This is a genomic window from Helicobacter sp. MIT 03-1614, from assembly GCF_000762925.2.
GTDB classification, from domain to species: Bacteria; Campylobacterota; Campylobacteria; order Campylobacterales; family Helicobacteraceae; genus Helicobacter_C; species Helicobacter_C hepaticus.
The window spans coordinates 61,944-82,680 of the sequence record NZ_JRMS02000011.1 but is presented as its reverse complement, the minus strand read 5'-3'; the positions used below and the strand labels follow the sequence as shown (position 1 = coordinate 82,680).

General features: G+C 36.9%; 34 protein-coding genes and 1 pseudogene. All 35 read left to right on the top strand.

The features are described from left to right. The first annotated feature begins 447 nt into the window (after window positions 1-447). Complete coding sequence (gene rpsJ, locus LS66_RS08685) at window positions 448-759, top strand: 30S ribosomal protein S10 (protein ID WP_011116217.1); 312 nt, start codon at window positions 448-450, stop codon at window positions 757-759. Window positions 760-814: 55 nt separating this feature from the next. Continuing rightward, window positions 815-1,393 (top strand): 50S ribosomal protein L3, encoded by a 579-nt coding sequence (gene rplC, locus LS66_RS08680; RefSeq protein WP_011116218.1) that lies wholly within the window; start codon window positions 815-817, stop codon window positions 1,391-1,393. A gap of 11 nt (window positions 1,394-1,404) precedes the next feature. Next, window positions 1,405-2,028 (top strand): 50S ribosomal protein L4, encoded by a 624-nt coding sequence (gene rplD, locus LS66_RS08675; RefSeq protein ID WP_011116219.1) that lies wholly within the window; start codon window positions 1,405-1,407, stop codon window positions 2,026-2,028. Continuing rightward, window positions 2,029-2,310, top strand: coding sequence for a 50S ribosomal protein L23 (locus tag LS66_RS08670; RefSeq protein ID WP_011116220.1), 282 nt, complete (start codon window positions 2,029-2,031; stop codon window positions 2,308-2,310). A gap of 9 nt (window positions 2,311-2,319) precedes the next feature. Further along, on the top strand, window positions 2,320-3,147 hold the full coding sequence (gene rplB, locus LS66_RS08665) for a 50S ribosomal protein L2 (RefSeq protein WP_011116221.1): 828 nt from the start codon (window positions 2,320-2,322) through the stop codon (window positions 3,145-3,147). A 10-nt stretch (window positions 3,148-3,157) separates the two neighbouring features. After that, a complete protein-coding gene (gene rpsS / locus LS66_RS08660; RefSeq protein WP_011116222.1) occupies window positions 3,158-3,439 on the top strand; it encodes a 30S ribosomal protein S19 in 282 nt (93 codons plus the stop codon). Between the two features lie 9 nt (window positions 3,440-3,448). Further along, a pseudogene (gene rplV, locus LS66_RS10320) lies at window positions 3,449-3,811 on the top strand (50S ribosomal protein L22); the annotation flags it as partial. A gap of 212 nt (window positions 3,812-4,023) precedes the next feature. Next, complete coding sequence (gene rpsC, locus LS66_RS08650) at window positions 4,024-4,734, top strand: 30S ribosomal protein S3 (protein WP_011116224.1); 711 nt, start codon at window positions 4,024-4,026, stop codon at window positions 4,732-4,734. A gap of 3 nt (window positions 4,735-4,737) precedes the next feature. Further along, window positions 4,738-5,163 carry a 50S ribosomal protein L16 gene (gene rplP, locus LS66_RS08645; RefSeq protein WP_011116225.1) on the top strand — a complete coding sequence of 142 codons (426 nt, stop codon included), beginning with the start codon at window positions 4,738-4,740 and terminating at the stop codon, window positions 5,161-5,163. After that, the gene (gene rpmC / locus LS66_RS08640; protein WP_011116226.1) at window positions 5,150-5,338 is read left to right on the top strand and encodes a 50S ribosomal protein L29; all 189 of its coding nucleotides are present in this window, start codon (window positions 5,150-5,152) and stop codon (window positions 5,336-5,338) included. The genes rplP and rpmC overlap by 14 nt, the downstream gene beginning before the upstream one ends. Window positions 5,339-5,341: 3 nt before the next feature. After that, entirely contained in the window at window positions 5,342-5,608 is a 267-nt protein-coding gene (gene rpsQ, locus LS66_RS08635; protein ID WP_034367570.1) for a 30S ribosomal protein S17, read from the top strand. After that, on the top strand, window positions 5,605-5,973 hold the full coding sequence (gene rplN / locus LS66_RS08630; protein WP_011116228.1) for a 50S ribosomal protein L14: 369 nt from the start codon (window positions 5,605-5,607) through the stop codon (window positions 5,971-5,973). The genes rpsQ and rplN overlap by 4 nt, the downstream gene beginning before the upstream one ends. Next, window positions 5,973-6,209, top strand: coding sequence for a 50S ribosomal protein L24 (gene rplX / locus LS66_RS08625; protein ID WP_011116229.1), 237 nt, complete (start codon window positions 5,973-5,975; stop codon window positions 6,207-6,209). Before rplN ends, rplX begins: the two co-directional genes overlap by 1 nt. Next, a complete protein-coding gene (gene rplE, locus LS66_RS08620) occupies window positions 6,209-6,754 on the top strand; it encodes a 50S ribosomal protein L5 (protein WP_011116230.1) in 546 nt (181 codons plus the stop codon). The genes rplX and rplE overlap by 1 nt, the downstream gene beginning before the upstream one ends. A gap of 1 nt (window position 6,755) precedes the next feature. Continuing rightward, window positions 6,756-6,941, top strand: a complete 186-nt coding sequence (locus LS66_RS08615; RefSeq protein ID WP_011115058.1) for a type Z 30S ribosomal protein S14 — start codon at window positions 6,756-6,758, stop codon at window positions 6,939-6,941. A 9-nt stretch (window positions 6,942-6,950) separates the two neighbouring features. Beyond that, window positions 6,951-7,346, top strand: a complete 396-nt coding sequence (rpsH, locus tag LS66_RS08610; protein WP_011116232.1) for a 30S ribosomal protein S8 — start codon at window positions 6,951-6,953, stop codon at window positions 7,344-7,346. Window positions 7,347-7,355: 9 nt separating this feature from the next. After that, window positions 7,356-7,892 (top strand): 50S ribosomal protein L6, encoded by a 537-nt coding sequence (rplF, locus tag LS66_RS08605; protein ID WP_011116233.1) that lies wholly within the window; start codon window positions 7,356-7,358, stop codon window positions 7,890-7,892. Window positions 7,893-7,907: 15 nt separating this feature from the next. After that, complete coding sequence (gene rplR, locus LS66_RS08600) at window positions 7,908-8,264, top strand: 50S ribosomal protein L18 (RefSeq protein ID WP_011116234.1); 357 nt, start codon at window positions 7,908-7,910, stop codon at window positions 8,262-8,264. A 9-nt stretch (window positions 8,265-8,273) separates the two neighbouring features. Continuing rightward, a complete protein-coding gene (gene rpsE, locus LS66_RS08595) occupies window positions 8,274-8,714 on the top strand; it encodes a 30S ribosomal protein S5 (protein WP_011116235.1) in 441 nt (146 codons plus the stop codon). Window positions 8,715-8,724: 10 nt separating this feature from the next. Next, window positions 8,725-9,126, top strand: a complete 402-nt coding sequence (gene rplO / locus LS66_RS08590) for a 50S ribosomal protein L15 (RefSeq protein ID WP_034367573.1) — start codon at window positions 8,725-8,727, stop codon at window positions 9,124-9,126. After that, window positions 9,123-10,373 carry a preprotein translocase subunit SecY gene (secY, locus tag LS66_RS08585; protein WP_011116237.1) on the top strand — a complete coding sequence of 417 codons (1,251 nt, stop codon included), beginning with the start codon at window positions 9,123-9,125 and terminating at the stop codon, window positions 10,371-10,373. Before rplO ends, secY begins: the two co-directional genes overlap by 4 nt. 1 nt (window position 10,374) lies before the next feature. After that, window positions 10,375-11,133, top strand: a complete 759-nt coding sequence (gene map, locus LS66_RS08580; protein ID WP_034367576.1) for a type I methionyl aminopeptidase — start codon at window positions 10,375-10,377, stop codon at window positions 11,131-11,133. A gap of 2 nt (window positions 11,134-11,135) precedes the next feature. Then, window positions 11,136-11,354 (top strand): translation initiation factor IF-1, encoded by a 219-nt coding sequence (gene infA / locus LS66_RS08575; protein WP_011116239.1) that lies wholly within the window; start codon window positions 11,136-11,138, stop codon window positions 11,352-11,354. An 86-nt stretch (window positions 11,355-11,440) separates the two neighbouring features. Further along, entirely contained in the window at window positions 11,441-11,554 is a 114-nt protein-coding gene (rpmJ, locus tag LS66_RS08570) for a 50S ribosomal protein L36 (RefSeq protein ID WP_034367579.1), read from the top strand. Between the two features lie 3 nt (window positions 11,555-11,557). Further along, window positions 11,558-11,920 carry a 30S ribosomal protein S13 gene (rpsM, locus tag LS66_RS08565; protein ID WP_011116240.1) on the top strand — a complete coding sequence of 121 codons (363 nt, stop codon included), beginning with the start codon at window positions 11,558-11,560 and terminating at the stop codon, window positions 11,918-11,920. A 9-nt stretch (window positions 11,921-11,929) separates the two neighbouring features. After that, window positions 11,930-12,322, top strand: coding sequence for a 30S ribosomal protein S11 (gene rpsK / locus LS66_RS08560; RefSeq protein ID WP_011116241.1), 393 nt, complete (start codon window positions 11,930-11,932; stop codon window positions 12,320-12,322). Between the two features lie 10 nt (window positions 12,323-12,332). Continuing rightward, window positions 12,333-12,959, top strand: a complete 627-nt coding sequence (rpsD, locus tag LS66_RS08555) for a 30S ribosomal protein S4 (protein ID WP_011116242.1) — start codon at window positions 12,333-12,335, stop codon at window positions 12,957-12,959. Window positions 12,960-12,986: 27 nt separating this feature from the next. Further along, window positions 12,987-13,991, top strand: coding sequence for a DNA-directed RNA polymerase subunit alpha (locus tag LS66_RS08550; RefSeq protein ID WP_011116243.1), 1,005 nt, complete (start codon window positions 12,987-12,989; stop codon window positions 13,989-13,991). A gap of 14 nt (window positions 13,992-14,005) precedes the next feature. Continuing rightward, window positions 14,006-14,356, top strand: a complete 351-nt coding sequence (gene rplQ, locus LS66_RS08545; protein WP_034367582.1) for a 50S ribosomal protein L17 — start codon at window positions 14,006-14,008, stop codon at window positions 14,354-14,356. Window positions 14,357-14,783: 427 nt separating this feature from the next. Continuing rightward, window positions 14,784-16,355, top strand: a complete 1,572-nt coding sequence (locus LS66_RS08540; RefSeq protein WP_034366822.1) for a PoNi-like cognate immunity protein — start codon at window positions 14,784-14,786, stop codon at window positions 16,353-16,355. 44 nt (window positions 16,356-16,399) lie between these two features. Next, complete coding sequence (locus LS66_RS08535) at window positions 16,400-17,521, top strand: hypothetical protein (protein ID WP_034366825.1); 1,122 nt, start codon at window positions 16,400-16,402, stop codon at window positions 17,519-17,521. A 69-nt stretch (window positions 17,522-17,590) separates the two neighbouring features. Continuing rightward, complete coding sequence (gene flgB / locus LS66_RS08530) at window positions 17,591-18,025, top strand: flagellar basal body rod protein FlgB (protein ID WP_011116247.1); 435 nt, start codon at window positions 17,591-17,593, stop codon at window positions 18,023-18,025. A gap of 18 nt (window positions 18,026-18,043) precedes the next feature. Continuing rightward, window positions 18,044-18,535, top strand: a complete 492-nt coding sequence (flgC, locus tag LS66_RS08525) for a flagellar basal body rod protein FlgC (RefSeq protein WP_011116248.1) — start codon at window positions 18,044-18,046, stop codon at window positions 18,533-18,535. Between the two features lie 9 nt (window positions 18,536-18,544). After that, window positions 18,545-18,856 (top strand): flagellar hook-basal body complex protein FliE, encoded by a 312-nt coding sequence (gene fliE, locus LS66_RS08520; RefSeq protein WP_034366829.1) that lies wholly within the window; start codon window positions 18,545-18,547, stop codon window positions 18,854-18,856. Window positions 18,857-18,864: 8 nt separating this feature from the next. Continuing rightward, window positions 18,865-20,664 carry a penicillin-binding protein 2 gene (locus LS66_RS08515; RefSeq protein WP_034366831.1) on the top strand — a complete coding sequence of 600 codons (1,800 nt, stop codon included), beginning with the start codon at window positions 18,865-18,867 and terminating at the stop codon, window positions 20,662-20,664. Window positions 20,665-20,737: the final 73 nt, after the last annotated feature.

Here is a 20,737-nt window from a genome sequence, read left to right as displayed (position 1 = left end):
TTTGATTTGATAAGCTCCCAAAACTTATCTCTTATGTCGTCCCCACTTTCTCTAAAGATAGCTTTGAGTTCCTCTAGTGTTTTCATTGTGTCTCCTTTTAAAGTCAATTTCACCAAACCTTGAATTAATACAATACTTGGTTATTTTTTTTTTTTTTGTAATACTATACTATTTTAATTTATATCAAAATTAAAATAGTATTAAATATATTAAATATAGTATTAAATTGTGTAAGCGAATCTATTTAAATCAATGTGTCTCATATTTTAAATTTTGGTTGTGTAAAAAAGAGCAATATTTTCTATTTTTCCTTATATTAAGGAAATAAAAATATTAAAAAATATCCAAAAATAGGCAAAATACTTGACTTTTTTTCTCAAAATTGATTATAATCGCGCACTCAAAACATCAAAATTTTTGGTGGGTTCTTTAAAGCAAGGAAACATTATGGAAAGAATACGACTTAGGCTTAAGGCTTATGATCATAGGGTTCTTGATAGGTCGGTTGCATCTATTGTAGAAGCAGTAAAAAGGACAGGTTCAGAGATAAGGGGTCCAGTGCCACTTCCTACCAAAAAGAAGCGATACACTGTGCTTCGTTCGCCACATATCAATAAAGATTCTCGTGAGCAGTTTGAAATCAGAGTTCATCATCGCATTATTGACATTATGTCGGCTACTCCTGATACCGTAGATAGCCTTATGAAGCTTGATTTGGCTCCAGAAGTAGATGTAGAAGTTATGTCTATGAGTAAGTAGCTAAGAAAAATGAGCAAAGAAAATTATGTAGAGTTTAGGATTAAGGATTTGGTCAATGGAATTTATAGTTGAAAAAATCGGTATGAGCCGCACGATAGGCACAAAGAGTGAAGCTGTAACTTTGCTTCGTGTGCTTGGTGCAAAAGTGTGCGAAATATACGATAATGGTAAGGCATTGGTGGCTTATTCTCAAGGAAAATCTGTGAATAAAGCTATCGCAGGGCAACAGAAAAAATACAGCTTAAGCAAAGAGTTTAATCGCTTTGCAACACTTAAAGTGAGTAATAAAGAAGTTGGTGAGCTTGATGTTGCAAGTTTGAGTGAAGCTAAACGCGTTCAGGTAAGCTTTAAGACTAAGGGGCGAGGTTTTAGCGGAGCAATGAAACGATGGAATTTTCAAGGTGGTCCGGGTGCGCACGGAAGTAGATTCCATAGACGTTTGGGTTCAATAGGGAATCGTGAGTGGCCTGGGCGCGTTCAGCCGGGTAAAAAAATGGCTGGACATTATGGAAATGAGCTTGTAAGCGCAAAAAATGATATTATGTCTTTTGATAAGCAAAGTGCTATTTTGGTGCTTAAGGGTTCAGTAGCTGGATTTAATGGTGCATTTGGCAGAATCCAAATTATAAAATAAGGCAGGGCAGTATGAGTAAAGCAATTTTATTGGACAAAAAGCTTCAACAAAGCAATGAATTAGCATTGCCAGAGAGATATGCACAAATCAAAGAGCATAATTTGTATTTGTATGTAAAATCTTATCTCTCATCACTTCGTGCAAATTCTGCCTCTGCAAAAAAGAGAGGCGAAGTAAGTGGTGGAGGTAAAAAGCCGTGGAAACAAAAAGGAGGAGGTCGCGCACGCGCTGGAAGTATCACTTCTCCTGTATTTGTAGGTGGTGGTGTCTCTCACGGACCTAGCAATGATAAAAATTATACACTTAAAATCAATAAAAAACAAAAACGTTTGGCTCTTGAATGCGCACTTTTTCAAAAAGCACAAGAGGGCAAACTTTTTGTAGTAGATTCTCTAGCAATGCCTAGTGGTAAAACAAAAGATGCGTATGCAATGTTTAAGGCGTTAAAACAACGTAGCACATTATTTGTTGCACAGATGAGTGATGAACCAACATTTTTGGCATTTAGAAATTTGCAACAATGTTATTTGGCTGATGCAAATGAGCTTAATGCCTATTTGGTAGCAGCATTTCGTTCTGTTGTGATTGAAAAGGCTGTTTTTGATGAAATTATTGCAGAAAAGAAGGGGGAATAAATGGCAGATATTACAGACATTAAGTCAATTCTCTATACAGAAAAATCTCTCTCACTCCAAGAAAGTGGCGTGTTGGTTGTGCAAACAGCAACAAATGTAAGTAAAAATCAATTAAAGGAGATTTTTAAAGAATATTTTGGGATTACACCTCTAAGAATCAATTCTCTTCGTCAAGAGGGCAAGGTAAAAAGATTTAGAGGTAAAATCGGGCAGAGAGCATCGTTTAAAAAGTTTTATGTAAAGATTCCAGAGGGCGCAAAACTTGATGCGCTATCAGTATAAGGAGTGATTATGGCAGTTAAAACATATAAGCCCTATACCCCAAGTCGTAGATTTATGAGCAATCTAAGTTCTAGCGACATTACGGGTAAGGCGAGTGTAAAAAGTTTGCTTATTAAATTACCAGTAAGTGCAGGAAGAAATAATAATGGACGCATTACAAGTCGTCATAAAGAAGGCGGAGCTAAGAAGTTTTATAGAATCATTGATTTTAAACGTAATAAATTTAATATTCAAGGAAAAGTAGCAGCGATTGAGTATGACCCATATCGCAACTGCCGCATAGCACTTATTCATTATGTTGATGGAGAAAAGCGTTATATTATTCAACCTAGTGGTCTCAAAGTGGGTGATGTAGTATTTTCTGCCTCATCTGGGCTTGATATTAAAACAGGCTTTGCAATGAAATTAAAAAGTATGCCTATTGGAACGATTGTGCATAATATTGAAATGCACCCGGGTGCAGGTGGAGCACTCGCAAGGAGTGCAGGAACAAGTGCGCAAATTATGGGGCGTGAGGGTAAATATATTATCCTTAGAATGCCAAGTGGAGAAATGAGATATATTTTAGAAGAATGTATGGCGACCATAGGCGTAGTGGGAAATGAGGATTTTGCAAATATCTCTATTGGTAAAGCAGGGCGTAATCGTCATCGTGGTATTCGCCCGCAAACGCGTGGTAGCGCAATGAATCCAGTAGATCACCCTCACGGCGGTGGTGAAGGTAAAACAGGTTCTAGCGGACATCCTGTATCTCCGTGGGGAACTCCAGCAAAAGGATTTAAAACTCGTAAGAAAAAAGCGAGTGATAAATTAATTATCTCAAGAAAGAAAAAGTAAGGTAGGAAGTATGGCAAGGTCAATTAAAAAAGGTCCATTTGTTGATGATTATCTCGTCAAAAAGGTTGAGAAAGCAAAAGCAAGTAAAGATAATAAGCCTATTAAAACTTGGTCAAGACGTAGCACGATTTTACCAGATATGATAGGACTTACTTTTAATGTCCATAATGGCAGAGCATTTGTGCCTGTTTATATTACTGAAAACCACGTTGGATATAAGCTTGGTGAGTTTGCTCCAACACGCACTTTTAAGGGGCACAAAGGTAGTGTCCAAAAGAAAATTGGTAAGTAAGGGGAGAGAATGAGTAGAGCATTATTAAAATATATCCGATTGTCTCCAACAAAAGCGCGTTTAGTGGCTCGCCAAGTGCAGGGTATGAATGCAGAGATTGCTATTGCGAGTTTGGAATTTACTCCCAATAAAGCTGCACGAGTGATTTCAAAGGTTATTGCATCTGCTGTTGCAAATGGTGGATATGATGCCCAAGATGTTATCATTCTTTCTTGTCGTGTTGATGCGGGTCCTGTATTGCGGCGGTTTATGCCACGAGCTAAAGGACGAGCAACACCTATTCGTAAGCCAATGGCACATATTTTAGTAGAAGTTGGAACGCAAAAATCTGTTCAACAATCTGTTCAATCAACAAAAGCTAAGGCAAAAGGAGCAAAAAATATTAAGAGTGAAGATTCTAAAAATTCTTTAAAAACTACAGAATCTAAAGCAGATTCAAAAGTAGATGCCGCCCAAAAGGCATCAACAACGCAAGAAAAAGCTGAATCTAAAACTAAAGTAGCTAAAGCAAAAGTGGCAACAACAAAATCGACAGCAACAAGAAAAACAACAAAGAAAAAAACTGAAGGCGAGGAAAAATAACAATGGGTCAAAAAGTTAATCCAATAGGTTTAAGGTTAGGTATTAATCGTAATTGGTCTTCTCGGTGGTTTTCTGTGTCGCAAACAACACCTTCAAATATATTAGAAGACCATAAGATTCGTAAGTTTTTGAAACGTGAAATGTATTATGCGGGTGTAAGCGAATTTATTATTGAACGTGCAGCAAATAAGATTCGTGTAACCGTTGTAGCTTCGCGTCCGGGATTGATTATTGGCAAAAAAGGTGTGGATATTGATAAGCATAAAGAAGCGTTGAAAAAGATTCTTCATAAGGAAGTGTTTATTAATATTAAAGAGGCAAAACGTCCACAAGCAAATGCGCAACTTGCGGCAGAAAATATTGCAACACAGCTTGAAAAGCGTGTAGCTTTTAGACGCGCTATGAAAAAGGTTATGCAGGCTGCAATGAAAGCGGGAGCGAAAGGTATTAAAGTAAAGGTATCAGGACGTTTAGCAGGAGCAGAAATGGCAAGAACAGAATGGTATATGGAAGGTCGCGTGCCCTTACATACTTTGCGTGCAAAAATTGATTATGGTTTTGCAGAGGCGATGACAACTTATGGAATCATTGGCGTAAAAGTATGGATTTTTAAAGGCGAGGTGCTTCATAAAGGCATTTTGCCAGAGAAAAAAGAAGAGAGCAAGAGCGGCGATAAAGAAGTGCGTTCTAAATCACGAAGAGGGAGGCAATAAATTATGTTAATGCCAAAAAGAACAAAATATAGAAAGCAGATGAAAGGGCGCAATCGCGGTAAATCTTTCCGTGGCGCAAATCTGGCTTTTGGTGATATTGGAATTAAAGCAATAGAGCACGGGCGCATTGATTCTCGTCAGATAGAATCTGCTCGTATTGCAATGACTCGGCATATCAAAAGAGCAGGTAAAGTTTGGATTCGTGTATTCCCTGATAAACCATTAACTGCAAAGCCTCTTGAAACAAGAATGGGTAAGGGTAAAGGTGGTGTAGAAAAGTGGGTAATGAATATTAAGCCCGGTCGTTTGATTTATGAGATGGCAGGGATTGATGAAGCTTTGGCGAGAGAGGCTTTAGCTTTAGCTCAAAGTAAGCTTCCTTTTAAAACTAAAATCATAACCAGCGAGAGTGAAAATGAAATTTATTGATTTGAAAGACAAGGACATTGCAGAATTGCAAAAAATGTTGAAGGAAAAAAAATCGTTGCTTTTTGAAAAAAGATTGCAGCTAAAGACAATGCAGCTTACTAATCCAAGCGAAATTAAGGTTATTCGCAAGGATATTGCAAGAATCAATACAGCCTTAAGTGCAAAGAAGGATTAGAATATGAGTGAAAAACAAGCGCATAAAAGAGTAATTCAAGGTAAAGTCATCAGTAAAGCAGGAAATAAAAGTATAGTAATTTTGGTAGAGCGGAAAGTTGTTCATAGCAAATATCGTAAGATTGTAAAACGTTTTAAAAAATATACTATACACGATGAGAATCAGAGTGCAAAAATTGGCGATGTAGTAAGTGCCATTGAATGCAAGCCTATTTCTAAAACGAAAGCTTTTAGGTTTAAAGAAATTATTACTGCAGGAGTAGAGCTATGATACAAAGTTTTACAAGATTAAGCGTTGCAGATAATAGCGGTGCAAAAGAGATTATGTGCATTAAGATTCTAGGCGGAAGTCATAGAAGATATGCACGTGTAGGTGATGTCATTGTGGCATCTGTGAAAAAAGCTATTCCAAATGGCAAGGTAAAAAAGGGGCAGGTTGTTAAGGCGGTAGTTGTGCGAACAAAAAAAGAGATTCATAGAGAAAATGGCTCTTTAGTGCGCTTTGATGATAATGCGGCGGTGATTCTTGATGCGAAGAAAGAACCCATTGGCACGAGAATCTTTGGACCAGTAAGTAGAGAAGTGCGATACGCGAATTTTATGAAAATAGTATCGTTAGCTCCGGAGGTGTTATAGTGGCAAAGTTTAAGATTAAAAAAGGCGATATGGTGCAAGTTATCGCAGGAGATGATAAGGGCAAGAAAGCAAAAGTGTTGCAAGTATTGCCAAAGCAAGCACAAGTTATTGTAGAGGGTTGTAAAGTTGTTAAAAAAGCAATCAAGGTAAGTGAAAAGAATCCCAAAGGTGGCTTTGTATCTAAGGAAATGCCAATGAGTATTTCAAATGTGAAAAAAGCGGAAGGAGATAACTAATGTTTGCTTTAAGAGAAAAATATAAAAACGAAATTATCTCTCAGCTTAAAAGTGAGCTTAATATGAGCAATCCTATGTTGTTGCCAAAGCTTGAAAAAATTGTTATTAGCGTAGGTGCAGGCGATTATGCAAAAGATTCAAAAATTATGCAAAATATCGCTGATACCATTTCGCTTATTGCGGGGCAAAAGGCTGTTATTACTTTGGCAAAGAAATCGGTAGCAGGTTTTAAGATGCGTGAAGGTATGCCTATGGGAGTGAAAGTAACTCTTCGTGGCAAGATGATGTATAATTTCCTTGAAAAACTTATTGTTATTGCTTTGCCACGTGTAAAGGACTTTAGAGGTTTAAAACGTAATGGATTTGATGGGCGTGGGAATTATAGCTTTGGCTTAAATGAACAGCTTATGTTTCCTGAAGTGGTATATGATGATATTATGGTAACTCATGGTATGAATATTACGATTGTAACTTCTACTCATAGTGATAAAGAGGCGTTTAAGTTGCTTGAGCTTCTTGGTATGCCTTTTGCGAAAGGACGATAAAATGGCAAAAAAATCAATTATTGCAAAGTCAAAGAGAAAGGCAAAATTTAGTGCAAGAGCATATACAAGATGTCAGGTATGTGGGCGACCACATTCTGTTTATCGCGACTTTGGGTTGTGTAGGGTATGTTTGAGAAAAATGGGCAATGAAGGTTTAATACCCGGTCTTCGTAAGGCAAGTTGGTAAGGAGAAAGTATGGTAAATGATATTATTGCAGATTCTTTAACGAGAATTCGTAATGCCTCTATGAGGCGATTAGAAGTTACAACGTTGTATTATGCGAAAATCGTTGTTTCAATTGTAGAAGTGTTTAAGACAAAGGGCTTTATCAAAGATTATAAGGTAAATGATAAAGATGGAAAGCGCTCTATTATGGTGCAACTTGCTTATGATGAGCAAGGCAAAAGTGCTATCAATGAAATTAAACGCATTAGTAAGCCCGGACGCCGTGTTTATAAGGCTAGAAGCGAATTAAAGCGTTTTAAAAATGGCTATGGCACAATAGTAGTGAGCACAAGTAAAGGCGTGGTTGCCAATGACGAAGCTTATAAGGCAAATGTCGGTGGCGAAGCGCTTTGCAGTATATGGTAGGAGAGAGATATGTCAAGAGTTGGAAAAAAACCTATTAACATTCCAAAGGGTGTTGAAGTATCTGTGCAAGGAAGTAAAATCCTCTTTAAGGGTGCTAAAGAGCAAAAAGAGCTTGAAACTTATGGGCGTGTCCAAATTCATTTGCAAGATGGAACATTAAGTTTTGCTTGTGTTGATTCTCAAGCTCAATCTCGTGCATATTGGGGGACTTATCGCGCATTGGCAAATAATATTATTGTGGGACTAAGTCAGGGTTTTACAAAGGTGTTAGAAATTAATGGCGTAGGGTATAAAGCTAATATTAGCGGAAAGAATCTTGAGATGGCTCTAGGATTTTCTCACCCTGTGATTTATCCTATTCCTGCGGGCGTTGAAATGAGTGTAGATAAGAATACAATCACCATTAAAGGCGCTGATAAGCAACAAATAGGGCAAATCGCAGCTGAGATTCGAAAATTTAGACCACCAGAACCTTATAAGGGTAAAGGTATTAAATACAGCGATGAAATGATTGTTCGCAAAGCTGGTAAAACTTCTAAAAAATAGGGCAAGGATTATGCGATGACAGATAAAGTATTAAAACGAAAACAGCTTCTTAAAGTAAAAAGAAAGCTTCGAACACGAGGGAAAATTTTTGGTAGAGCTGATAAGCCACGTGTAAGCGTGTTTAAATCCAATAAATATTTTTATGCGCAAGCTATCAATGATGAGTTGGGTGTAACGCTTGCAAGTGTTGATGGCAAAAAGCTTGGTTTAGGAAATAATAAAGAGAACGCAAAGCAAATTGCTAATGAATTTGCAACTTCACTTAAAAAGGCTAAGATTACAGAGGTGGTCTTTGATAGAAATGGATACCTTTATCACGGGGTTGTAGCGGCATTTGCTGATACTTTACGTGAAAATGGCATAAAGTTATAAAGGAAGATTATGGAAATCAATAGAGAAGAATTTAGCGAAGTGGTTGTAAATATCGGTAGAGTTACAAAGGTTGTTAAAGGTGGGCGTAGATTCCGTTTTAATGCACTTGTAGTTGTAGGTAATAAAAATGGACTTGTTGGTTTTGGACTTGGTAAAGCTAAAGAAGTGCCTGATGCGATTAAAAAAGCTATTGATGATGCGTTTAAAAACATTATCAAAGTGAATATTAAAGGCACAACAATTGCCCACGATATTGAGCATAAGTATAATGCAAGTAGAATCTTATTAAAACCAGCAAGTGAAGGAACGGGTGTTATTGCGGGTGGCTCTACGCGTCCTGTTATTGAACTTGCAGGAATTAAAGATATTTTGACAAAATCGCTTGGTTCAAATAACCCTTATAATGTAGTGCGCGCAACAATTGATGCACTTGCGAGAATTAAAGCTTAAGGAGAAACTTATGCTAGAAAAAATTAAACCAGCAAATGGAAGCGTAAGAAAAATTAAACGCATAGGGCGAGGACAAGGGAGTGGTATGGGTAAAACCTCTACCAGAGGTGGTAAAGGACAAACTGCACGTAGTGGTTATAAAGCAAAAAGAGGATTTGAAGGAGGACAGCAACCGCTTCAAAGACGTTTGCCAAAAATTGGTTTTAGCTCACGTGTGCAAAAGCCTATTGTCATTAATGTTGATAAAACACATATTTTTGATTCTCTAAGTGAAATCAATCTGGAAGTGTTACGAACACATTTTAGTATTCCTAAGAATGCAGTGAAAGTAAAGCTTATTGGGAAAAAAGCAAAAGCTTTGATGTCTAAAATTAAAGATGAGTGCATTAAAACAAGTGGAAGCAAAGAATGACAAGGAGCATTGTAAATAAGATTCTTATCACACTCGCTTTTTTACTTGCATATAGAATTTTGGCGTATGTGCCTGTGCCAGGTGTAGATGTGAGTATTATTAAATCATTTATTGATGATAATGCTAATAATGCACTTGGCTTATTTAATATGTTTAGCGGTAATGCCGTGGAACGTTTCAGTATTATTTCTTTGGGAATTATGCCCTATATTACCGCTTCTATTATTATGGAGCTTCTCGCAGCGACTTTCCCCAATCTTGCTAAAATGAAAAAAGAACGTGATGGTATGCAAAAATATATGCAAATCGTGCGTTATGTAACTATTGCTATTACGATTGTCCAAGCTGTGAGCGTAAGTATAGGGCTCAATAGTATGAGTGTCGGAGCAATTAAAATTGATTTAAATCTTTTTATTGCTATATCAGTTTTTTCAATGCTTACAGGGACAATGCTTCTTATGTGGATTGGAGAGCAAATCACACAACGAGGTGTGGGTAATGGGATTAGTCTTATTATTTTTGGTGGGATTGTGTCTTCAATTCCTTCAAATATAGGAAAAACATTTAATCTTGTTAATACAGGACAAATTAATGTTTTTATGTTGCTTATTCTTCTTGCAGTGATTGTTATAACCGTTGGAGTGATTATTTTCATAGAGCTTGCCGAGAGACGCATACCTGTTTCTTATGCGCGTAAGGTTGTTATGCAAAATCAAAATAAGCGCATTATGAATTACATTCCTGTAAAAATGAATTTAAGTGGCGTTATTCCCCCTATTTTTGCCTCTGCGCTACTTGTATTCCCCTCAACAATTTTGCAAGCATCATCAAATAGTATGATTCAAGCGGTTGCCGATATTTTAAAGCCTGATGGTTATATTTATAATTTGCTTATGTTTATTTTTGTCATATTTTTTGCCTTTTTTTATGCCTCTATTGTTTTTAATGCGAAGGACATTGCAGATAATTTAAAAAGGCAAGGCGGTTTTATACCCGGTTTGCGTCCGGGAGAGGGCACAGCAAATTTTCTTAATAATGTTGCGAGTAATCTCACTTTTTGGGGTGCATTATATTTGGCTCTTGTTTCAACGCTTCCTTGGGTGCTTGTAAAACTTACAGGAGTTCCTTTTTATTTTGGTGGGACAGCGGTATTAATTGTCGTGCAAGTCGCTATTGATACGATGAGACGCATAGAAGCCCAAATTTATATGAGTAAATATCAGACCCTAAGCGCCGTAGGGCTCTAATATGGCGATAGGTATTAAAAGTAAGAAAGATATAGAATCTTTGCGCATACCTAATAAGATTGTTGCTCAAACGCTTGAACTTCTACGTATTGAAGCAAAAGAGGGCATAAGTCTTCTTGAGCTTGATAGAAAAGCAAAAGATTTTATTATCTCGCAAGGAGGGCGACCTTCATTTTATCAGTTGTATGGTTTTCCGCAATCAATTTGTATTTCTGTGAATCAAGTGATTATTCACGGAATCCCCACAGATTATATACTCAAAAATGGTGATATTGTAGGGATTGATATAGGCGTGGAATATAATGGCTGGTATGGCGATGCTGCAATTACTATTGGGATTGGCGATATTCAAGAGACAGATAGAATCTTGATTGATTGTGCTAAGGATACTTTATATGAGGCTATTTCTAAAGTCAAAATAGGTATGCGCTTTAAGGAATTAAGCCTCATTCTAGAACAAGCGATTAATGGGCGTGGATTCGTTCCATTGCGTGGATTTTGTGGGCACGGAATCGGGCGAAGTCCGCACGAAGAGCCAGAGATTCCAAATTATTTAGAATCTCCTCATACAAATCAAGGACCAAAAATTAAAGAAGGTATGGTGTTTTGTTTAGAGCCGATGATTGCTCAACATAATGGGGAGCCCGTGATTTTAAATGATAATTGGTCGGTAATAGCCAAAGATGGTTTAAATGGTAGCCATTATGAACATACGATTGCAATTGTTGATGGCAAAGCAGAGATTTTAACGGAGGTATAAGAATGGCAAAAGATGATGTGATTGAAGTTGATGGCAAAGTTATTGAAGCTTTGCCAAATGCGACTTTTCGCGTGCAGCTTGAAAATGGGCATATAGTGTTATGCCATATTGCAGGCAAAATGCGTATGCATTATATTAAGATTTTACCCGGCGATATGGTGAAAATTGAATTGACACCTTATAGCTTGGATAAGGGTAGAATCACTTATAGGCATAAATAGTGCTTTTGTAAGTAGTTTTTAAATATTTTTTTTATAGAATCGGCACTTTTAACTCAAAAAAGTTAGAAAATACAAAGGAGTTAGGTATGAAAGTTAGACCTTCAGTCAAAAAAATGTGCGACAAGTGTAAGGTTATCAAGCGTAAGGGTATAGTTCGGGTAATTTGTTCTACCCCAAAACATAAACAAAGACAAGGATAAAAAATGGCTAGAATTGCTGGTGTAGATTTGCCAAAAAAGAAAAGAGTGGAGTATGCTCTCACTTATATTTATGGCATTGGACTTAAGAGTTCTCAAGATATTCTTAAGGCTGTAAATATTTCTTTTGATAAGCGAGTTTCTGATCTCAGCGAAGATGAAGTCTCATCTATTGCAAAAAAGATTCAAGAAAGTTATATGGTAGAGGGTGACCTTCGAAAGAAAGTAACAATGGACATTAAATCCTTAATGGATTTAGGAAGTTACAGAGGTTTGAGGCATAGAAAAGGTTTGCCTGTTCGGGGACAAACTACCAAAAATAATGCTCGCACACGCAAGGGCAAAAAGAAAACAGTTGGTAGTAAGTAAGGAGTAGGTATGGCAAAAAAAAGTGTAACAAAGAAAAAAAATGTTAAAAAGAATATTGCACGGGGTATAGTGTGTATTTCTGCATCATTTAACAATACAAATGTAACAATTACCGATGAAATGGGAAATGTATTGTGTTGGGCTACTGCGGGTGGTTTAGGATTCAAAGGAAGTAAGAAATCTACACCTTATGCCGCACAACAAGCAGTAGAATCTGCAATGGAAAAAGCTAAAGAGCACGGCATTAAGGAAGTAGGTATTAAGGTTCAAGGACCAGGCAGCGGACGCGAAACAGCTGTAAAAAGTGTGGGAGCGGTTGAAGGTATTAAGGTGCTATGGCTTAAAGATATTACACCATTGCCGCACAATGGGTGCAGACCGCCAAAAAGACGAAGAGTGTAAGGGAGTATAAATGGCACGATATAGAGGACCAGTTGAAAAATTAGAGAGACGATTTGGTATATCTCTTGCACTTAAGGGTGAAAGGAGATTGGCAGGTAAATGCGCACTTGATAAGCGACCTTATGGACCCGGGCAACACGGGCAAAAAAGAGGCAAGATTTCCGAATACGGCTTACAGCTTCGCGAAAAACAAAAAGCCAAGATTATGTATGGCGTAAGCGAAAAGCAATTTCGTGCGCTTTTTAAAGAGGCAAATCGTCAAGAGGGTAATACAGGTGAGAATCTTGTGCGTATCATTGAGCAGCGACTTGATAATGTTGTGTATCGTATGGGTTTTGCGACAACACGTCGTTTTGCTCGTCAGCTTGTTACACACGGACATATTCTTGTAAATGGTAAGCGTGTGGATATTCCCTCGTATATGGTAAAACCCGGACAAAAGATTGAAGTAAAAGAAAAGAGTAAAAACAATCCTCAAGTGATTCGGGCGATTGACTTGACTTCTCAAACAGGTATTGTTCCTTGGGTGGATGTGGATAAAGAAAAGAAATTTGGTATATTCACGCGTTTTCCACAAAGGGAAGAGGTTGTAATACCTATTGAAGAAAGACTAATCGTTGAGCTTTACTCTAAATAAGAAATAAAACATAAGGATGGTTGTAGAATGAATATGATTAAAATTGAGCCTTATATCCCTACTGATATAAGCATTGAGGAAATTTCAACCAATAGAATCAGAATTAGTGCTTATCCTTTTGAATCAGGTTATGCTATTACTCTTGCCCACCCTATTCGCCGATTACTTCTCTCAAGTTCTGTGGGGTATGCCCCTACGGCATTGAGGATTCAGGGTGTAACACACGAGTTTGATTCAATTAGAGGTATTGTAGAAGATGTGTCACATTTTATTACTAACCTCAAGAATATTCGCTTTCTTATTAAGGACACGGAGAGTGATAATGTGCAGCTTCACTATGAATTTAAAGGTCCAATGGTTTTGAGTGCAAATGAGCTCGTTAATGATATGGTGGGGATTGTCAATCCCGAAGCGTATTTAGCAACAATTAATGAGAATGCCTCTTTGAGTTTTTCTCTTATCGTGCAAAAGGGTATTGGATATGTGCCAAGTGAAAGCATACGTGGTAAAATTTCAGAGGATTATATCCCGCTTGATGCGTATTTTACGCCTGTAAAAAAAGCAGTGTATGAAATTGAAAATGTGCTCGTTGAAGACAATCCAAATTATGAAAAAATTGTGTTTGATATTGAGACAGATGGGCAAATTGAACCTATAACAGCTTTTAAAGAAGCCATAGCCATAATGCACAAACAAATGAGTATTTTTGGTGTGGATTTGAGCACTGCTTCTAGCGGCACAAGAAATATTTCTGAAGATTCTGGAGAACTTAAAACTTTGATGATTAAAATAGACACACTCAATTTAAGTGCGCGTTGTTTTAATTGTCTTGATAGGTCTGGTTTAAAATATGTTGGTGAGCTTGTGATTATGAGTGAGAATGAGCTTAAAAATATCAAAAATATGGGTAAAAAATCTTATGATGAGATTGCAGATAAGCTTGAGGAGCTAGGATACCCTGTTGGTGGGGAAATTGCCGATGATATCTTGCCATTACTCAATCGTAAGTTAGCCAAACTTAAAAGTAATTAATTGGGAGCAAAACAATGAGACATAGACACGGATATAGGAAATTAGGACGGACTTCAGCTCATCGCAAGGCATTGCTTAAGAATCTTGCTATTGCACTTATTGAATATGGTAAGATTGAAATAGGGGTATTTAAGGCAAAAGAATTACAAAGCTATATTGAAAAGCTTATTACAGCAGCGCGTAGCGGAGATTTAAATGCACACCGCTATGTTTTTGCATATTTACAAAATAAATCTGCTACAAAGAAGCTCGTTACAGAAATAGCTCCTAAATATGCCTCTCGCAATGGTGGATACACAAGAATCCAACGCACACGCTTACGCAGAGGAGATGCTTCACAAATGGCAATTATTGAGCTTGTATAATACAAACTCAACTTTGTATGCCATTTTTGACTTTAGTTTTGAATGTTTGGTTTTTAAGTGAAGTCTTAAGTATTGATATTATTAGATTCAATGTCTAATCCTACTTTACAAAAAAAAAAAAACGATACAATATGCAGATGAAAGATGCTTCATACAGAGAGGGGATATAATGCAAAACACACAAGATAAATTCATACCTACAAAACGCTAAATTAAATAAAGATAATATTTTAATACAAAATTGAAGGCTACTAAAGTGGATTTAGATTCCAGAAGTAAAACATCAAAAAGGAAATAAAGACACTAATTTAAAGCTATGAATTTTTATTTATTGTTATGCGTGATATATCAAATCAAAAAGCAAAAGCCTTGATATTATCTGCATATTCAATTCATAGTTGCAGAATATTTAACCAAAGGAGACACAATGAAAACACTAGAAGATCTCAAGGCGATGAGTCAAGAACAAAAAGAAAAATTAAAATCTAAGTTGTTTAGTGTGGTGAGAAACAATAATTTGGATAGCGTGAGTGAGTTTTTCAAGGTTTATCCTGTGAAAGAAACTTTCTATGAAAAGTGCTTCGAGTATAATAAATCTTTCCTCGATCCCGTGAAACTTTTAGCTTGTGCGGGAAATAGCTCTAGTAAAAATTTTGCAATGCTTGAACTCCTTGAAAAATGCGGACTAAGGGCAGATTATGAATATCGTGGTGATAATGCGCTTCTTGCGTATATTGACCTTGAGGGAAAAAAGAGAGAATCTGTGATTGAATACTTTTTAAACAAGGGCGCGAGGTGGGAAGTCTATGACAGGAATGGCGAGACAAAATTGCATTTTTGGGCGGAGATGAATGAGGCACCTAATCTTGAATTTGCCCTCAAATATGGTGCGAATCCAAATGTGAAAAATATCCCGCCAACTCTAAGCGATGGCTGGGATTTGGGTGGTAAAAATATCGGAGCTACGCCTTTGATGTATGCTGGAAATTCTACATTCGCCCGTGAAGCACCAATGGGAGCTAGCATACAGCTGCTACTCAAGTATGGGGCGGAGGTCAATGCGGTGGGCTATATGGAAAAAAGCCACAAAGTTGAAAGGAATGGCAAAAGGATACGTGAGGGTAGAGGTGAGTATAGTGAGCCTGAATCTGTGCTGGATTATTGTAATGTGGTGCAGAATGAGGAACTTTTAAAAGCAGCAGGTGCGCGGAGCTGGGAACAGCTTATCAAGGAATATAATATCGATACGACTCTTACTGTGCCTGAGCAGGTGAGAATCTACTATGAGCGTTTGGAGGATAAGAGCTATCAAAAAACGCCCATAGAGATTGACGATGAAAAGCCAAAAACGCCAAAAACACTAAGAGATATTCACAAAGATGAGGAATATTTTGATAGGTATATTAGGGCGGAAGAGAAGTTTTTGAAAAAATACAATGAGAGCCATAATATTTACAGCGAAAACTTTTGCATAGCAACGGCAATGTATTCTAGGGGTGATGATATAGAATCTATAAAGCAAGTCTTTGTAAAAAGTCTCAATGAATGGAAAAATAATTTTGATATAAGTGATTACACTACAAATACTGAAAAACTTGCTGTGATGATTCTGTGCGATATGAATACTTCTTGGGTATTAGAGCAGCTTAATGTGAGCGAGAGGGAAAAGGAGGACACATATTATGATGATTGGTTGCTTCATTTTCTAGCGAGTAAGGGAGCGAAAAAGGACTTTTCAAAAATGGCGCAAAGTCTCAAAAAATACGATACACTTAAGCTTTTTATTGAAACCAAAGAGAGCGATTATTTTAAAACCTATCTTAAGCAATGGTATAGCAAAAGCAGAGGTGATGCTTGGTGGGGAGATCATAAATATCCTGACGAGAGATTAGTTTATAGTGGATATTGGAATTATGAAGGAGCAGCTGTTTTAAAAATCTTAGGTGTAGATAAAGAAGAATTTAAAGGCTATAAATATTTCCCGTATGATTTGATATAGGTTTGTTGTATAAATATGTTAGGTTTTGGGCACAAGGAGAGGGAATGCGATATATTATAAGTTTGGTTATATCTGTGGCATTAGTGTGTGCAAGTGATTTTACTCTGCCGCAATTTAAAGAAGCGTTTATAAAAAATGCTTTTTTGCAAACAAGTAAGGCAGATTTGGGTGGTGTGCTTCAATGCGAGATGAGCACAAATGATAAGAAAATAAAGACAAATCATAATGCAAAAGCTGAATCTCAGACTCTTTCTTTGATTGCGGATTCTATCCAAAAATCTCGCAAAATGCCTCTAAGGGACAACGCGGAGAATATCCCTCATATCAAAGAACTTGCGACATTGGCAAAAGATTCTACACTTGCTAAAGTCTATCTTATGCAATTGGCAATAATGGACACTCGCTCACCTTGCATTACTTGCTTACGCGTGGCAGAGGAACAAATAGGCTTTATTTTAACTTTTATGCCTGAAAAAATAAATGATAGAAAGGTGTGGCATATTATAGATTTTACACATTCACAACCAAGCAAAGAGCTTTTAGGGCGGCTTGTGAGTCTAGATTCTTATGCTTTAAGTGGCGAAAAATTGCTGTGTGAGGGATTAAATAAGCAAGATTCTCTCTTGCTTGTGAGTGCTTATGCGCATTTTGCACTCTCTGGGCTAAATACTCGTGCGCTTAATGCTCTTATGCAGTCAGCACTTTGGGGCAATACAGACGCGGCAACTCTCATACTCTTTTTACTTGATAATGGTATTTATCTTCCTACTAATAAAATAGCGGCACAAATGCTTGAAATTGCCATTACAAATGGGGATTATCAAAATGCGCTTAAAAATAATCCTATGATTACAAAAAGCCTTGCAGTTACCGAGAGCAATGCTTTAAGTAATATTTTTGAAAGTATTGCTCATTGGCGTTATGTGGCTAAGGGCATTATTTTACCAGCAACTGATAGTAGATACGCAAGACTTGATGATGAAGATAAAAAAGATATAGCACTCATTTGGTTTAATCTGATAAGTGCGAGTGCGATTGCAAGGCAAGGTATTTATGATATGGGAGATTCTATACAGAAGCAGACTTATAAGGATATTTTAGAATCTAAAATGCAGCTTAAGGACATTAGAGCATATCCATTCGTAAAAACTTATAGAGGACCTTAAAAAAGCAAATATTTGGAATATATTTTGCTTTCATATTTGCACAATATTGTGTAAAGAGAGGTTAAAAATATGGCTATTGCAGATATTTCAAAGGTTTATCCTATTGTCCATAAGGCGCTTGATTATCGTTCAATCCGTCAAGATATGATTGCGTCAAATCTTGCTAATGTTGATACGCCTTTTTATCGTCCTAAAGATGTCAATTTTGAACAATATTTATCACGAGAAAATAAAAAAATATTTGGCACTGCGCCTAGAAGCTATAAGCTTGAGCTTGCGAAAACTTCAAGCAAACACCTTGATACAAGACGCATAGATAAGGACACTGCTACAATGTTTTGGCGTGATGGACATTTGGCAAAAAATGACGGCAATAGCGTAGATTTAGACGTAGAAACAAGCGAAATGGGCAAAAATAGCACAATGTATCAAGCTCTCACAAGTGCTTTGAAGAGGCATAAGGGTATTTTTGCTTATGCTATGGATTCAGGTAGAAATATCTAAAATAATTAAGGAGCAAATATGTTTCTCTCAAGTTTTGATATTAGCGGTTATGGGCTTTCAGCGCAAAGAGTGCGTATTAATACGATTTCATCAAATATTGCCAATGCAAACACTACACGCACCGATGAGGGTGGTCCATATCGCAGAAGAGAAGTGATATTTCGTGCATTTGATTTTAATAAAGTATTAAATGAAAAATTGGGCAAAAATAACCAGCAATTACGATATGAAGACCCATTAAATGAAGGCGATTTGGGAAAAGAACCAAAACCTGCTATAATGAGCGTTTATATTCCAAAAATCGTGCGTGATGACAGGGAGCCGCTTATGAAATATGACCCAAGCCACCCAGATGCGAATTCTGAAGGTTATGTCGCTTATCCTAATGTTAATCCCGTTGTTGAAATGGCCGATTTAATAGAAGCAACTCGTGCATATCAAGCAAATGTTGCGGCATTTCAAAGTGCAAAGAATATGGCGAGCAATGCAATTACAATGTTTCAAGCATAGGAGAAATAGATGGCTAATAAATTTGGTGTGATTACAAACGATATTCAACCTATTGGCACGAGCAATAAGAATGTAGAAAATATAAAAAATCGGCAAGATGGACTTGATTTTATTAAAACTCTTAAAGATTCTATTCAAGATGTCAATACAGAGCAACAAACTTCAGAAAAAGCTCTTGCAGATATAGCAAGTGGGCAAGTGAAAGATTTGCATCAAGCAGCAATTGCGATTAATCGTGCAGAAAATAGTATGAAAGTAATGCTTGAAGTGAGAAACAAAGCAATTAATGCTTATAAAGAGATTTTAAGAACTCAAATTTAAGGGCATTTGTGGCGTATTATGCGAAAAAAACAGGTGTGATTATATCTGTTTTTTTCTTGATTTTATTATGTTTTATTATTTTTCTTAGCATTGTGTATGTCAAAATAGTAACTCCACGCAAACTTCCTGCAGTAACGGCAACTAAGAGTGATACTTCGGTAAGAGGCAGTCTTTATACAAGTGATGGTTTTGAAGTCGCCTATAGTGATAAACTTTATAAAGCAAGTGTGAATACTCAAAGTATTGACCCAGATAAAAAAGAGCTATTTATCACACTTTTTTCCATATATAGCGGTATTCCTAAAGATGAGATTAGCAAAAAATTAGCCCAAAAGGGTTATGTGGTGCTTTCTTATACTCTCAATTCCGCTGTGGCGACAAATTTAAAGAATCTCAATCTTATCCTTATCCGTTATGACGTATTTCGTGAGTATGAAGATAAAAGAGGACGCGTGATACAAAAAATGGGACTTAGCATTGAAGTGAGCGGCAATAATAGAAATTATGTATATAAAAATATCCTTGAGCCGCTCATAGGCTATACGCGTAAATTTGAGAGCCAAAATATCACACGTGTTGATGGTGTCAAGGGAGTAGAAAAATATTATAATGATATACTTTCTCCTAAGCAAGATGGCAATATCACGGGCAAACGCGATGTGGGCTTTAACGTCATTGCCAATAAATCAGCGCATATTCAAAGTAGGCAAGATGGTTTTGATGTTACGCTAAGCATTCCTTTAAGTTTGCAGCGTAAAATAGAGTTTGAACTTGATGAGGCAAAAAAACGTTATAAGGTGCGTGAGATTATTGCTGGAGTAATGGATTCTAAAACAGGTAAGATTCTTGCTCTTGCGACTTCAAATCGCTTTGACCCAAAGAATATTCAACAAAAAGATTATCCACATCTTAATCTCAATGCCATTGAATATTCTTATGAACCAGGCAGCACGATTAAACCTATCATCTATGCCATTTTGTTGCAAAAGGGTATGGTAAGCCCAAATGATATGATTGAGCTTGATAATGGTTACTACAAGTTAAAAAGTTATACTATACGCGATACTCATCCTCTCAAAAGCGCAAGTGCTGAAGATGTTATAGTGCGTTCTAGCAATATAGGTATGGTAAAAATCTCTAAAGATTTAAAGCCCAATGAATATCATATCGCACTCCACGCTTTTGGATTCGGGGAATTAAGCGGGATTGACTTGCCTTATGAAAAAACGGGTTTAGTGCCAAGCCCTAAAACTTTTAACAATGAAGTGTATCGTGCGAGTGTGAGCTATGGATATGGAATGAGAGCGACTTTTATACAGCTTTTGCGCTCTTATGCAATTTTTAGCAATGGTGGATACTTGATAACACCTCGTGTAAGCGAATATGTAACTTCTCCGAGTGGAGAAAAGTATATCCCTAAGCGACTTGAACCAATCGCTATTATTTCTCCACAAACAACGCAGCAAGTCTATCATACGCTTATTCAAGTTGTGCAAAAGGTTATTAAAATAGCCCAAGTAGAAGGTATTGTTACTGGGGGTAAAACAGGCACGGCTAAAATCGCTCTTAATGGGAAATATGATAGTAAGTATAATGGCTCATTTTTTGGCTTTGCACAAGATGAAAGTAATGCTTATACCATTGGTGTTGTGGCTTTTGAATCTGATATAAAAGATGATTATTATGGCGCACGCACAGCCGCTCCAATTTTTAAACGCATTGTAGAAATTATGCTTGAAGATGGTTATCTCAAACGTATAGAATCTGTTCCTGCGCAGCCTAATGAAGCTCAAGCCCAAGCAATGTAAGTAAAATATTGATAATGACAAAAGATTCTAAAAAGATTACTCATAAAGACTATAATCGCATATTTTTAAAAAT

Coding starts and splice junctions, on each gene's coding strand:
- rpsJ (WP_011116217.1), top strand. CDS start 448: ATGGAAAGAATACGACTTAGGCTTAAGGCTTATGATCATAGGGTTCTT.
- rplC (WP_011116218.1), top strand. CDS start 815: ATGGAATTTATAGTTGAAAAAATCGGTATGAGCCGCACGATAGGCACA.
- rplD (WP_011116219.1), top strand. CDS start 1,405: ATGAGTAAAGCAATTTTATTGGACAAAAAGCTTCAACAAAGCAATGAA.
- LS66_RS08670 (WP_011116220.1), top strand. CDS start 2,029: ATGGCAGATATTACAGACATTAAGTCAATTCTCTATACAGAAAAATCT.
- rplB (WP_011116221.1), top strand. CDS start 2,320: ATGGCAGTTAAAACATATAAGCCCTATACCCCAAGTCGTAGATTTATG.
- rpsS (WP_011116222.1), top strand. CDS start 3,158: ATGGCAAGGTCAATTAAAAAAGGTCCATTTGTTGATGATTATCTCGTC.
- rpsC (WP_011116224.1), top strand. CDS start 4,024: ATGGGTCAAAAAGTTAATCCAATAGGTTTAAGGTTAGGTATTAATCGT.
- rplP (WP_011116225.1), top strand. CDS start 4,738: ATGTTAATGCCAAAAAGAACAAAATATAGAAAGCAGATGAAAGGGCGC.
- rpmC (WP_011116226.1), top strand. CDS start 5,150: ATGAAATTTATTGATTTGAAAGACAAGGACATTGCAGAATTGCAAAAA.
- rpsQ (WP_034367570.1), top strand. CDS start 5,342: ATGAGTGAAAAACAAGCGCATAAAAGAGTAATTCAAGGTAAAGTCATC.
- rplN (WP_011116228.1), top strand. CDS start 5,605: ATGATACAAAGTTTTACAAGATTAAGCGTTGCAGATAATAGCGGTGCA.
- rplE (WP_011116230.1), top strand. CDS start 6,209: ATGTTTGCTTTAAGAGAAAAATATAAAAACGAAATTATCTCTCAGCTT.
- LS66_RS08615 (WP_011115058.1), top strand. CDS start 6,756: ATGGCAAAAAAATCAATTATTGCAAAGTCAAAGAGAAAGGCAAAATTT.
- rpsH (WP_011116232.1), top strand. CDS start 6,951: ATGGTAAATGATATTATTGCAGATTCTTTAACGAGAATTCGTAATGCC.
- rplF (WP_011116233.1), top strand. CDS start 7,356: ATGTCAAGAGTTGGAAAAAAACCTATTAACATTCCAAAGGGTGTTGAA.
- rplR (WP_011116234.1), top strand. CDS start 7,908: ATGACAGATAAAGTATTAAAACGAAAACAGCTTCTTAAAGTAAAAAGA.
- rpsE (WP_011116235.1), top strand. CDS start 8,274: ATGGAAATCAATAGAGAAGAATTTAGCGAAGTGGTTGTAAATATCGGT.
- rplO (WP_034367573.1), top strand. CDS start 8,725: ATGCTAGAAAAAATTAAACCAGCAAATGGAAGCGTAAGAAAAATTAAA.
- secY (WP_011116237.1), top strand. CDS start 9,123: ATGACAAGGAGCATTGTAAATAAGATTCTTATCACACTCGCTTTTTTA.
- map (WP_034367576.1), top strand. CDS start 10,375: ATGGCGATAGGTATTAAAAGTAAGAAAGATATAGAATCTTTGCGCATA.
- infA (WP_011116239.1), top strand. CDS start 11,136: ATGGCAAAAGATGATGTGATTGAAGTTGATGGCAAAGTTATTGAAGCT.
- rpmJ (WP_034367579.1), top strand. CDS start 11,441: ATGAAAGTTAGACCTTCAGTCAAAAAAATGTGCGACAAGTGTAAGGTT.
- rpsM (WP_011116240.1), top strand. CDS start 11,558: ATGGCTAGAATTGCTGGTGTAGATTTGCCAAAAAAGAAAAGAGTGGAG.
- rpsK (WP_011116241.1), top strand. CDS start 11,930: ATGGCAAAAAAAAGTGTAACAAAGAAAAAAAATGTTAAAAAGAATATT.
- rpsD (WP_011116242.1), top strand. CDS start 12,333: ATGGCACGATATAGAGGACCAGTTGAAAAATTAGAGAGACGATTTGGT.
- LS66_RS08550 (WP_011116243.1), top strand. CDS start 12,987: ATGAATATGATTAAAATTGAGCCTTATATCCCTACTGATATAAGCATT.
- rplQ (WP_034367582.1), top strand. CDS start 14,006: ATGAGACATAGACACGGATATAGGAAATTAGGACGGACTTCAGCTCAT.
- LS66_RS08540 (WP_034366822.1), top strand. CDS start 14,784: ATGAAAACACTAGAAGATCTCAAGGCGATGAGTCAAGAACAAAAAGAA.
- LS66_RS08535 (WP_034366825.1), top strand. CDS start 16,400: ATGCGATATATTATAAGTTTGGTTATATCTGTGGCATTAGTGTGTGCA.
- flgB (WP_011116247.1), top strand. CDS start 17,591: ATGGCTATTGCAGATATTTCAAAGGTTTATCCTATTGTCCATAAGGCG.
- flgC (WP_011116248.1), top strand. CDS start 18,044: ATGTTTCTCTCAAGTTTTGATATTAGCGGTTATGGGCTTTCAGCGCAA.
- fliE (WP_034366829.1), top strand. CDS start 18,545: ATGGCTAATAAATTTGGTGTGATTACAAACGATATTCAACCTATTGGC.